Origin of the sequence: Streptomyces sp. (assembly GCF_031181705.1) — a bacterium.
Taxonomy (GTDB): domain Bacteria; phylum Actinomycetota; class Actinomycetes; order Streptomycetales; family Streptomycetaceae; genus Streptomyces.
Genome location: NZ_JAPSKN010000109.1, coordinates 1 through 11,620 on the forward strand (window position 1 = coordinate 1; position 11,620 = coordinate 11,620).

General features: G+C 73.7%; 11 protein-coding genes and 1 pseudogene. 5 read left to right on the plus strand and 7 right to left on the minus strand.

Features of this window, described 5'->3' with window-relative positions; genetic code table 11:
• Positions 1-192, plus strand: a pseudogene (locus tag RIN80_RS19885) (PLP-dependent aminotransferase family protein); the annotation flags it as partial.
• A 23-nt stretch (positions 193-215) separates the two neighbouring features.
• Here the strand turns inward: RIN80_RS19885 and RIN80_RS19890 are convergent.
• The 3 genes from RIN80_RS19890 to RIN80_RS19900 all read right to left on the minus strand — a co-directional run bounded on the left by RIN80_RS19890 (position 216) and on the right by RIN80_RS19900 (position 2,229).
• Positions 216-1,028, minus strand: coding sequence for an SAM-dependent methyltransferase (locus RIN80_RS19890; protein WP_309096969.1), 813 nt, complete (start codon positions 1,026-1,028; stop codon positions 216-218).
• Between the two features lie 85 nt (positions 1,029-1,113).
• Positions 1,114-1,368, minus strand: coding sequence for a DUF397 domain-containing protein (locus RIN80_RS19895; RefSeq protein ID WP_309096970.1), 255 nt, complete (start codon positions 1,366-1,368; stop codon positions 1,114-1,116).
• A complete protein-coding gene (locus tag RIN80_RS19900) occupies positions 1,369-2,229 on the minus strand; it encodes a helix-turn-helix transcriptional regulator (RefSeq protein ID WP_309096971.1) in 861 nt (286 codons plus the stop codon). It lies immediately after the preceding gene.
• A 237-nt stretch (positions 2,230-2,466) separates the two neighbouring features.
• Here RIN80_RS19900 and RIN80_RS19905 point away from each other — a divergent pair, with 237 nt between their 5' ends.
• From RIN80_RS19905 to RIN80_RS19915, 3 genes are all read left to right on the plus strand, one after another.
• Positions 2,467-3,336, plus strand: coding sequence for an ATP-binding protein (locus RIN80_RS19905; protein ID WP_375141743.1), 870 nt, complete (start codon positions 2,467-2,469; stop codon positions 3,334-3,336).
• Positions 3,333-3,761 (plus strand): hypothetical protein, encoded by a 429-nt coding sequence (locus RIN80_RS19910; RefSeq protein ID WP_309096973.1) that lies wholly within the window; start codon positions 3,333-3,335, stop codon positions 3,759-3,761. The genes RIN80_RS19905 and RIN80_RS19910 overlap by 4 nt, the downstream gene beginning before the upstream one ends.
• A gap of 191 nt (positions 3,762-3,952) precedes the next feature.
• A complete protein-coding gene (locus tag RIN80_RS19915; RefSeq protein WP_375141744.1) occupies positions 3,953-5,908 on the plus strand; it encodes an ABC transporter ATP-binding protein in 1,956 nt (651 codons plus the stop codon).
• Between the two features lie 77 nt (positions 5,909-5,985).
• On the opposite strand, the gene RIN80_RS19920 is transcribed toward RIN80_RS19915, so the two are convergent.
• From RIN80_RS19920 to RIN80_RS19930, 3 genes are all read right to left on the minus strand, one after another.
• On the minus strand, positions 5,986-6,168 hold the full coding sequence (locus tag RIN80_RS19920) for a hypothetical protein (protein ID WP_309096974.1): 183 nt from the start codon (positions 6,166-6,168) through the stop codon (positions 5,986-5,988).
• 158 nt (positions 6,169-6,326) lie between these two features.
• Positions 6,327-7,016 carry a DUF899 domain-containing protein gene (locus RIN80_RS19925; protein WP_309096975.1) on the minus strand — a complete coding sequence of 230 codons (690 nt, stop codon included), beginning with the start codon at positions 7,014-7,016 and terminating at the stop codon, positions 6,327-6,329.
• 78 nt (positions 7,017-7,094) lie between these two features.
• Positions 7,095-8,459 (minus strand): amidohydrolase, encoded by a 1,365-nt coding sequence (locus RIN80_RS19930; RefSeq protein WP_309096976.1) that lies wholly within the window; start codon positions 8,457-8,459, stop codon positions 7,095-7,097.
• Positions 8,460-8,594: 135 nt separating this feature from the next.
• Here RIN80_RS19930 and RIN80_RS19935 point away from each other — a divergent pair, with 135 nt between their 5' ends.
• On the plus strand, positions 8,595-9,542 hold the full coding sequence (locus tag RIN80_RS19935; RefSeq protein WP_309096977.1) for an endonuclease/exonuclease/phosphatase family protein: 948 nt from the start codon (positions 8,595-8,597) through the stop codon (positions 9,540-9,542).
• A gap of 70 nt (positions 9,543-9,612) precedes the next feature.
• Here RIN80_RS19935 and RIN80_RS19940 read toward each other — a convergent pair whose 3' ends face one another.
• Positions 9,613-11,505 (minus strand): FUSC family protein, encoded by a 1,893-nt coding sequence (locus RIN80_RS19940; RefSeq protein WP_309096978.1) that lies wholly within the window; start codon positions 11,503-11,505, stop codon positions 9,613-9,615.
• Positions 11,506-11,620: the final 115 nt, after the last annotated feature.

Consider the following 11,620-nt stretch of genomic DNA (forward strand, 5'->3'; position numbering starts at 1 on the left):
CCCGGCACCGAGGCGTCCGCGGTCAAGGCCGCCGCCTGGCAGGGCATCGCGCTCGACGGCCTCGCCGCGTTCCGGCATCCGAAGACGGACATGCCGGCGGGCGACGGACTCGTCGTGGGGTACGCGACCCCCTCCGAACACGCCTACGGGCCGGCCCTGGAGGCGCTGTGCGGTGCGCTGCCGCCGCCCTGACCGGCCCGTGGAGTCTGGGGAGACTACGGCTTGCGGGCCACCGCCCCGTACCCCGGGATCACCCCGTCGTCCTGCCCGGGCACCGGCTCGCCCAGCTCGGGGCGCCAGTGGTGCGGCACCTCCACGCCGGGCTCGACGAGGTCCAGGCCGTCGAAGAAGCGGGTGAACTCCGCGCGGGAGCGCAGGGCCAGGGTGACACCGGCCGCACGCATCTTCTCGGTGGCCGCCTTCGACTCCTCCGGGGTGAAGTCGGAGGTGGCGTGGGTGATCACCAGGTAGCTGCCGGAGGGCAGTTCGGCGAGCAGCCGGCCGACCAGGTCGTGCGCGCCGTCCTCGTCGGAGACGAAGTGCAGCAGCGCGATGAGCGACAGCGCGACGGGCCGGGTGAAGTCCAGGACCTTCCGCGCGCCCTCCAGGATGGCGTCCGGATCGCGCACGTCGGCCTGGAGGTACTCGGTCACCCCCTCGTCCGTGCCGCGCAGCAGGGCCGCCGCGTGGGCCAGCACGATGGGGTCGTTGTCGCAGTAGACGACCCGGGCGTCGGGGGCGATCTCCTGGGCGACCTGGTGGAGGTTGGGCTCGGTCGGTATGCCGGTGCCGACGTCCAGGAACTGGCGTACGCCGTTCTGGGCCAGCCAGCGCGTGGTCCGGTGCATGAACGCGCGGTTGACGCGTGCCATCACCGGCACCCTCGGGTCGAGGGTGAGCATCTGCCGGCCCATCTCCTCGTCGACCGGATAGTTGTCCTTGCCGCCGAGGTACCAGTCGTACATCCGCGCGGGGTGGGGTCTGGTCGTGTCGATCCTGACGGCCGACGTGGGGTCCTGCCCGGTCATGAGGCACTCCATAAGGCACAGAGGGGGGTGGTCACTTCAGCACCAGCGATAAAAAGACAGTCGCGCATGAGCAACGGCGAGCACGTCAGGACAGCAGGAAGTCCGCCTCTCCCGCCTTCGCCCCTTCGATGAAGGCGGTCATCTCGGCGGTGGTGTAGATCAGCGCCGGCCCGTCCGGGTCGGTGGACTGACGGACGGCGATCCGGCCGTCGGCGAGCTTCATCGCCTCCAGGCAGTTGCCTCCGTTGCCGCCGCTCCACGGCTTGTGCCAGCCTTCGCTGCCCAAGTCGCGCGCGGGCATGCCGTTGTAGACGTGTGTGCGCGGCTTGATGCGATCCATTCACAGCTCCTTGCGGAGATCCCGGAGGATCTCCTTCGTGCGATGTGCCGTGGCGGCCTGCGCCGCCATGCGGTCCATGACCTCCAGGTGGGTCGCCACCTCGGCGCGCGCGTCCAGGTAGACCGCGCCGGTCAGGTACTCGCTGTAGACCATGTCCGGCAGTTCGGGCATGGCGAATCGGAACAGCACGAACGGTCCGTACGTGCCCGGGTGCGGCCCGGCCGCGAACGGGGCGATCTGCAGCGTCACGTTCGGCAGTGCGGTCGCCTCCAGCAGTCGGTCGATCTGGGCGCGCATCACCTCCGGGCCGCCGACCGGGCGCCGCAGCGCGGTTTCGTCCATGACGACCCACAGCCGGGGCGCGTCCTCGCGGGTGAGCAGCTTCTGGCGCTGCATGCGCAGGGCGACGTGGCGTTCGATGTCCTCGGGCCGGGTCTGGCCGATGGCGCCCGAGCGGAGCACCCCGCGCGCGTAGTCCTCGGTCTGCAGCAGTCCGGGGACGAAGTGGGGTTCGTAGCTGCGGATGACGCCGGCCGCGCCCTCCAGGCTCACGTACATCGAGAACCAGCCGGGCAGGATGTCGTGGAAACGCTGCCACCAGCCCGGCTTGTTCGCTTCCTCGGCCAGCTGGACGAAGGCCTCGGCCTCCTCGTCGGAGATTCCGTAGGCCTTGAGGAGCAGTTGCAGATACGGGATTTTGAGCCCGACCTCGGCCATCTCCATCCGGCGGACCGTGGCGGGGGCGACGCGCAGGATGCGGGCGGCCTCCTCGCGCTTCATCCCGGCGCGTTCGCGCAGGTCCAACAGGCGCCGGCCGAGAACGACCTGGCCGACCGTCGGCGCGGACCGCGGTTCACTCACGCTCCACCTCCACGAAGAGTCCTGACGAGCCGGCCACAGAAGAACGCTGACAGCCCTGCGACGCCATTCGGAAACCCTTTCGGGGTGCCGGTCCGGGCACACGCCCGGAACACCTGGAACAACGTCTCGAACAAATCTTCGACGATGCCAACTGGCGCCGCGCGAGGTGCTGTTGCGAGCAGTGTGCCACGCCCTTCCAGACCGTCACACCGCACTCTGCAATTTTCAGAGTGACACTTGCCAAGTGTTCATGGCGCGGCGATAGTGGCAAGCGTGATTCCGTCCGCGCCCTTAGGAACAGACGCCGCCGCCGGCCCCCTCGGGCCTGGCGCCGCCGCGGGAGCAGGCTCCCTCGGGCTGGCCGCCGGGCGCCGGTTCCGTTTCGAGCTGGCCGCCCATCCGGGTTCTCCCGCCCAGGCCAGACGCCTGACGCGAGCCCGGCTGACCGGTTGGTCGGTGTGCGAGGACACCTGCGACAGCGCGGCCCTGGTCGTCTCCGAGCTGGTCACCAACGCCCTCGTGCACACGGCGAGCACGCACATCGTGTGCGAGCTGCACGACGGTGACGACCTGGTGCGGATAGCCGTGCGTGACGAGGGCTGCGCCCCGGGCCAGCCCCACGCCGCCGGCCGGACCCGGCCAGAGGAGGAGCATGGGAGGGGACTGCTCCTCGTCGACGCCCTCTGCCATGCCTGGGGCGCCCATGAGCACGGGCCCGGGCTGCTGGTCTGGGCCGAGCTGCCGCGCACGACGGACACCCCGCACGATGCCGCGGCCTTCGACGACCCCAACTGGGGCGGCATCCTGGACGACCCGGAGTCCGAGGACCCCGGCGCCGGCACGGGCCACCCCACCGCCGCGGGCCCGGACGAACCCCGCGACGACCTCGGCTGGGGCGCCCGGCCCAAGCGCGGCCCCTCCGACGACCGGGGGGACGAACCGGACGACGGCGAGGACACCCACCAGGCCCGGCACCGGGCACGACAGCACACACGGCACCAGGCCCCGCGCCCGGCACGGCACCCGGCACCGCACACGTCCCGCCCCACCGATGCCGCCCCGGAGGTTCCCGCGCAGGAGCGACGCCGAGAGCGGGGACCGGCATGAGGCCCGGCGGCCGGGTGCTGCACCTGGACACCCTGGCCCGCCTCCGGCGCGCGCAGCGCACACCGCTGCCGGTCCTGCGCCTGCCCGTGCCCGAGGGCATGACCACCCCGTTGGGCTGCGACGCCGTGGCGATGCCCGCCCACTACGGCCCGTCGATCATGTCCCGCCTGCCCCGCCTGGGCTGTGTCTACGCCGACGCCGCGCACTGGTGGTGGCTGGTGCCGGCGGACTCCGACCACGCTCTGGAGTGGCCGGCCCCGGCGCGGTACACCGCCGGAGCGGTCGTCCCGGACGTCCCGGAGCTGCCCGAGCTGATCCACCGACCGGACGGCACGCTCCCGTACACCCCGCCGATTCCGCTGTACCTGACCCTGTGCCGCGTGACGGGAACGACTCCGGCCTGGTCGCGGCCGGTCAGCGCGTAGTCACGCCCCACCCGCGGTACCCGTCCTCGCTCCCCGCGCCGTGACGCGCCTCCCCGCCTCATGCCGTGCGCCCGCGCGCATCCGGCGCCCCCGGGCTGCGCCCTGCCCCGGCCGGCTCCGTCCCGCGATAGTGGCCGCTCACGAGCCGGGACGAACCGGGGCGGCGGGACGAGCGGGGAGGTCGGTCGACGGTGGCGAAGAAGCGGACCGCGCCGGAGGTGTCCGAGTCGGAGCGGCTGCTCTTCGGCGGGCCGCTCCGCTACGACATGGGCTGGAACCAGCACGCCGACGCGTTCCTCGAACTGAACTTCCGCGCCATGATCACCCGGCTGCCGTCCCTGCTGGCGTCCAGCCTCCGGCTCGCCCGGCAGGCCGACCGCAGCGCCGCGCGGATCGTGCTGGCCGCCGAGGCGGGCCGGGGCGTGGCGCAGGCCGTGAGCCTGCTCGCCGTCAACAGCGTGCTGGCCCGGCTGATGGGCGGCGGTCCCATCGAGGACCGGCTGCGCGGCGCCGTCCCGGCGCTGGTCACGGTGGCCGCCGTGATGATGCTGGCGGCCCTGCTGCGGGCCGCGAGCACGTACGCCACCGGCCGCCTGGAGCCCAAGGTGGAGCGGGTCGCGACCGAGCGGTACCTGGAGCGGGCCGCTGCCGTGGAACTGGCCGCCATCGAGGACCACGCCTTCCACAAGCTGCTGGACACCGCGCAGTACGGGGCCGCCTCGGCCCGCCGGATGATCTCGTACGGGACGCGTGTGATCAACGCGATGATCTCGCTGGTCGCCGCCGCCGGCGTGCTGACCGTGCTGCACCCGGCCCTGCTGCCGCTGCTGATCACGATGGTGCTGCCGAGCGCCTGGAGCGCCCTGACCGTCGCCCGGCGGCGCTACGAGTCCTTCCACGCCTGGGTGCAGCACGCCCGGGCCGGCCGGCTGCTGGGCAACCTGCTGATCGAGCCGGAGGCGGCCCCCGAGATCCGGGTGCACGGGGTGGGCGCGTTCCTGCTGCGGCACTTCCGGGCGATGTCGGAGACGGCGGAGGCCGAGCAGGCCCGTCTCGCCCGGCTCGCGGCCCGCACCGGCCTGATCGCGGCGGCCTGGACCGGCCTGGCGACGGTGGCGACGTACGCGACGCTCGGCGCGCTGTTGCTCGCCGGGGCCATGGCCCTGTCCGTGGCGGGCACGGCCGTGATCGCCATCCGCACCGGCTCGCAGAGCCTGGACACGCTGGTGGTGGAGGTCAACGCGCTGCACGAGGAGGCGCTCTTCGTCGGTGACCTGCACCGGCTGTACAGGGAGGCGGCACAGCGGGCGATCCCGGCGGGGGGCCGGGCGCTGCCGGAGGACCCGCGCGAGATCCGCTTCGAGAACGTCACCTTCCGCTACCCGGGGGACTCGGCCCGTCCGGCCCTCGACGACGTCTCGCTCACCCTGCCGCTGGGCCGGATCGTGGCGCTGGTCGGGGAGAACGGCTCCGGCAAGACGACCCTGGTGAAGCTGCTCGCCGGGCTGTACACGCCGGAGAAGGGGCGGATCCTGTGGGACGACGTGGACGCGGCGACCGCCGACCGGCACCGGCTGGCCGAGCGGATCGCGATGGTCGCGCAGGACTTCAAGAGGTGGCCGTTCACGGCCCGGGTGAACGTCGCCCTGGGGCGGCCGTCGGCACCCGTCTGCGAGGAGCGGCTGGCGGAGTCCGTCGCCGAGGCCGGGGCGGAGGCCGTGATCGCGGATCTGCCGCGCGGGCTGGACACGCTGCTGGCCCGCAACTTCTCCGGCGGGCACGAACTCTCCGGTGGCCAGTGGCAGCGGCTGGGCATCGCCCGGGCGGCCTATCGCAGGGGCCGCATCCTGATCGTGGACGAGCCGACGGCGGCCCTGGACGCCCGGGCCGAGCTGGAGGTCTTCGAGCGGATCCGCGCCCTGGCCGACAGCGGCCAGACGGTCGTGCTGATCACGCACCGGCTGGCGTCCGTACGCCACGCGGACCTGGTGCACGTCCTGGACCAGGGGCGGCTCGTGGAATCCGGGACGCCGGACGACCTGCTGGCGACCGGCGGGCTCTACGCCGAGCTGTACGCGCTCCAGGCGGAGCAGTTCGCCGCGTCACCCCCGCCGGCCGGGAAGGTGCCGGCGCCGAAGAGGGGCTGACGGCGGGCTGCGGGCTGACCGCGGACCGACCGCGGGCTGATGGCTGACGGCCGTGCGGCGGCGCCCGAGGGCATGGGTCAGGCGGTGGCGTCGGCGCCGTCCCCGCTGCGCACGATGACCAGGAACATGTCCGATGCCAGGTCCATGACGACTTCGGCGGGCAGGCCTTCCAGACGCCGCGCCTGCGCGAACTCCTCCGCCGGCCAGGAGCCACGCGGCCCGCCGGCGGGAAAGCTCTCGAGCACCGTTCGCCCGTTCACCACCCTGCACCTCCATGTAGCGCTGTACTCGTAGAGTTAAACGCCAACCATGGGGTGGACGGCTCGCGAAGTGACGGTTCTGAGACGTAGTTGACACGCGTTCACCGTCAAGTGTGAGCAGATTCTCAGCCGCTTGGCTGATTTCCTCACTGTGGGTGTCAGTCGTCGTACTCGTCGTGATACCTGACGCGCCCACTTCCCGCAGGCGCCCCGAAAGCCGACGCGCGCCCCTTGGGTTCCTCCCACTCCTCCTGCCGCCCCAGCGCGGTGAGGTCCAGCAGGCTGGTGGTCGAACCAAGGCCGTCGAGGCCGCGCTCGTACGTCGAGTACGTGTGGAACACGCGGTCACGGTCCCGCAGGAAGCAGCTCAGGCCGGGCCGCTCCACAAGCTCGCCCTCGCGTTCGAGCGTCACCTCGAAGTCGCGGTTGAAGTCGCTGCCGTACGACGAGTACCAGGGCAGCGACCAGCCCATGCGCGCCTTGAAGGGCAGGAGCTTCGGGTACGGCGCCCGGGAAACGGCCGCGAACGACGTGCCACGCGCCTTGAGATGGGCGAGATGCCCTATTTGATCCAGGAAGCCGGAGCAGCTGCGGCAGCCGGCGTCCCACTCGGGCGCGAACATGAAGTGGTAGACGACGAGCTGGTGCCGGCCTTCGAACAGGTCGAGCAGGGTGGCCTTGCCGTCGCCGCCCTCGAAGACGTACTCCTCGTCGACCTCCACCATCGGCAGTCCGCGCCGCTCGGCGTTGAGCGCGTCCCGCGCGCGGGTGGCGGCCTTCTCCTTGAGCAGCAGTTCCGCGCGCGCCGCGCGCCACTGCTCGCGCGAGACGATCTCCGGAAGTGACATGGGCCCTCCTGTGACAACGGTCCGTCCGGGTGGTGACCGACGGGAGGAGCGGAACTCATCGCCGCCCGGGAAAGATGCTCAGGTGTCGTACTCCTGGATGCGCCGGCCGTGGCTGCGGTCGACGAGCGCGGGCAGCCGCTCCTCCAGTTCCTGTACGACCGACGGCACGTCGATGCTCAGCAGCTCGCGGTCGCGCATCAGGATCCGCCCGTCGACGATCGTGGTGCGCACGTCGGCGGAGCGGGCGCTGTGCACGAGGGTGGCGGCGAGGTCGTGGACCGGCCGGGTGTGCGGACCGGTGAGGTCGACCAGGATGATGTCGGCCCGGCGGCCGGGCGCGATGCTGCCCACCCCGTCCCCCAGCCCCACGGCCCGGGCGCTCTGCAGGGTGGCGTGGTGCAGGGCCTGGCGGGAGGTCAGCCAGCGCGGGTCGCCCTCGGCCGACTTCTGGACCAGCGAGGTGAGGGCCATGGACTCCCACACGTCGAGGGAGTTGTTGGAGGCGGCGCCGTCGGTGGCGAGTCCCACGTCGACGCCGATGGCGCGCAGGGCGCGGACGGGTGTGGTGCCGGGCCAGCCGAACTTGAGGTACCCGCGGGGCGCGCTCGCGACGGCGGTACGTCCCGCCGCCCGCTCCAGCAGGGGCAGGTCGCGGTCGGTGATGCCGGTGCCGTGGGCGAGGAGCAGGTCCGTGTCGAGGACGCCGGTGCGGTGCAGCACCTCGATCGGGGTGACGCCGTGGCGGGCGAGACTGGTCTCCGTCTGGTCGCGGTTCTCGGCGGCGTGCAGATGCACCGGCAGACCGTGCTCGCGCGCGAGGTCCGCGGTGGCGGCGAGGTCGGTGTCGTCGACCGTGTAGGGGGCGTGGGGCGCGAGGGCGGTGGTGACGCGCCCGCCGGCCGAGCCGCGCCGGCGCAGCGCGAAGTCCAGGGAAAGCTCCCGGCCTTCGGGCCCCTGGGAGGAGAAGAAGGCCTGGCCCAGCAGTGCACGCATACCGCACTCGGCGACCACGTCCGCCACCGCGTCCATCGCGAAGTAGTGGTCGGCGAAGCAGGTGACGCCGGCGCGGATCATCTCGGCGCAGGCGAGCCGCGCCCCCCACTCGACGTCCCTGTCGGTGAGATTGGACTCCACCGGCCAGACGACGTCGTTGAACCACTCCTCGGTGGGCAGGTCCTCGGCGAGGCCGCGCAGCGCGACCATCGGCGCGTGCGTGTGACAGTTGATCAGACCCGGCAGGGCCACCTGGCCGCGGGCGTCGACGCGCTCGGCGGCGGGCAGGCCGGCGACCGCCTCGGTGCCGGTGACCGCCTGGACGATCCCGTCCCGTACGACGATCGCGGCGTCCTCCCGGAACCCGATCCGCTCTTGATCGTCGTGCACGAGGACCGTACATGCGCTGATGATGAGCTCGGCGGGACTGTCCGCGGCAGAAGGCGTCATCGCGCCAACGTACGACGAGGTCGTAGGGCGGTATGAGCCGAACCGCACATTCCTGCCGCGGCTCTGTCGCGGGACGGGCCGGGCGAGCACCCTGGCCTCACCACCCCGCCTGTCGGCTTCGGAAAGGAGCCCGGCATGCTCCTCGGCACCTGGAACCTGGAGAACCTCTACCGGCCCGGCGGCCCGTACGGCCCGCGGGACGAGGCCGCGTACGAGACGAAGCTCGCCGCCCTCGCCGCCGTGATCACGGAACTGGACCCGGTCCTGCTGGGCGTGCAGGAGGTCGGGGATCCCGAGGCCCTGAAGGACCTGGCCGGGATGCTCGGCGACGACTGGCACGTCGCCCTGTCCGAGCACGCGGACGGCCGGGGCATACGGGTCGGGTTCCTCAGCCGTGCGGAACCGACGGTGCTGGCCGACACCACCGGGTTCCCGGCGCCGCTGCGGCCCGTCCAGGTGGACGACTCCGGGGCGACGGTGGCCGCGGCGGGGCGCGGGGTGCTCGCGGTGGAGGTCGGGGACGAGCCCCTGCGGGTGGCCGTCTGCCACCTGAAGTCGAAGCTGCTGTCGTATCCGGACGGCCGGTTCCACCCCCGTGACGAGGGCGAACGCGCCCGCTACGGCGCCTACGCGCTGTACCGGCGGGCGGCGGAGGCGACCGCCCTGCGCGCCCTGGCGGACGAGTTGCTCGACGGTGACGGGCGGGGCAGGGACGTGGCGGTACTGGGCGACCTGAACGACGAGGTGCAGGCCGCGACCACGCAGATCCTGCTGGGCCCGCCCGGCTCGGAGATCGGCACGCCGGGCCGCGACAGGCCGGACCGGGGCGACGCGGCCCGCCTGTGGGACGTGGCCCCGCTCATCCCGGCCGGGCAGCGCTGGTCCCGCGTCAACTCCGGGCGCCGGGAGCTGATCGACCACGTGCTGCTGAGCCACCGCCTGGTGCGCCGGGCGTCGGCCGCGGGCACGGGTCTGCCCGGTGAGGGCCCACCGGCTCTGCCCTCGGTCGGCCCCGACCCCGGGGAGCGCCGGGGCGCACCCGGCTCGGATCACGCACCGGTGTGGGTGCGGATCGACGGGTGAGGCCGCAGCGGGCGGGCACGACAGCGCCCACGGCATCTCCCACGGCACCTCCCCCGACATCACCCAGGCATCACCCCGCGAGGGACGTTCGGGGCGGGTGCAGCCCCAGACGCCGCGCCGGTGCGGCGAGTTCGGTGAGGACGGCGGCCAGCCGTTCCCTGTGGCGGGGGCCGATCCGGCCCGTGTCGTCGAGGTGCACCGCGCAGGCGGTCGTCGTGTCGACGAGCCGTTCGAGGAGACCGGCCACCTCGTCCGCGCCCTCGGTGTGCCGGGCGAGGGCGGGCAGCTCGTGGGCGGCCAGCGAGACGGCCGTGCGGGCCTCCGCGAGGGTGCGGTACGCCTCACGGCGCAGGGTCCAGCGGGTGACGCGGTGGCCGGAGGGGGCGCCGGCGCTGCCGATGCGCGGGGCGTCGGCCTCGTCGAGGACGTGGTCGAGGTAGGCGTACGCGGCCTCGCTCGCCGCAGCGAGCCGGGCGCGTACTCCCCCACCGCGCTGCCCGGGCATCGGCAGGTGGCCGACGATCAGCACGATGGCGCAGGCCAGCAGTGTCTCGCCGATCCGGCCCGCGGAGGCCTGCGGTTCGCCGCCGACCATGACGAGGGCCAGGACGAGCACGGTGACGACGGCCGTCTGGGCGGCGAAGTGCCGGGTGGCGACGGGGATCAGCGCACCGCTGAGGGCGACGAGCGCGATCAGTCCCCCGGGCCGGGGCAGGACCGCGGCGAACCCGGCGAAGAGGAGCGCGCCGAGCACGGTGCCGGCGGCCCGGTTCAGCACGCGTGAGGCCAGCGGTCCCAGGTCGGGCTTGACGAGGAAGACGGCGGTGGCGGGCAGCCAGTACCAGTGCTCGTGCTGCCCGTACCACCGGCTCTGGTGCAGGGCCTGCGCGACGGCCGCGGCGGCCCCGAAGCAGAGGGCGACGCGCAGCCCGTACTCGCGTCCGGCGCCTCCGCAGGCGGCGCGCAGCCGGTCCCCCGCGCTACGGGGCCGGGTGTGCAGGTCGCCGCCCCGGCCCTGGTCGAACACCTCGGCGGCGTGCAGCAGGGCGTCGTCGAGGGCGCGCAGCGCGGGCGCCGAGCGGGAGGGGGCGGGCAGGGGGCCGGTGTGGGTGTTGCCGCGTACGGCGGCGGCGAGTCGCCTGGGGCCTTCCGAGGCCCGCTCGGACACGGTCTCCTCCGCCCAGGCCAGCGCGGTGGCGGCCTCGGCGAGGGGCAGGGCGGCGGCGTACTGCGCGTGCAGCCGCCGCTCGGCGGAGGAGGCGGCGTAGCGCCGCAGCCGGGGTCCGGCCAGGGCGTCCTGGGCGTGGTCGAGCGCGGCGGTGAGCGCGGCCCGGCGGCGGATGGCGTCCGGTCCGCCGGCGGCGTCGAGGAGTTCGGCGACGGCGTCGTACACCCCGGCCACCGCTTCCCGCTCCCCGTCGAACCGGAAGTCCCCGGCCAGTGATCCGGGAGTGGGCAGCGCCAGCCGGAGGAGGAGCAGCCAGCCGGCGCCGGCGAGGAAGGCCAGCGCGCGTTCCCAGCCCGGCTCGGGCAGCGGCATGCCGGCCCCGACCGCGGTGCCGACGAGCAGTTGCGTGCCGGTGGCGGACGCGACGGGCCCCACCGCGCTGATCCCCCCACCGACCAGGCCGACGACGGCGAACAGGGCGGAGAGCACGGCCGCGCCGGTCTCCTGCCCGGCGTACGTGCCCACGACCAGTCCCAGGGCGCCGCCGAGCGCGGGCACCCCGAGCCGCTTGACCGAGGCGCGCCGGCTCCCGGGCCGGTCGTTGATCCCGGCGAGCATGGCCGCGATGGCCGCGACGACGCCGAGGGAGGTGTGCCCGGCCGCGACGGCCACCAGGAGCAGCGGCCCGGCCGACAGGAGCCCCCGCGTGACCGCGCTCCAGGGAACCGGGCCCCGCTGAGCGCGCAGGGCGTGCGCGAGCCAGGGCGGAAGGTGCGGGGCGGGGCGGCGGGACACGGGGCTCCTGTCGTCTGGCCGGAGGCGGGGTGGGCCTTCGGGCGACGGTGGCCGGGGCGTGGTGTGGTGTGTTCTCCACGGTAGGCGGGGTTCCTTGAGGAAAGGTTTCCGGAAC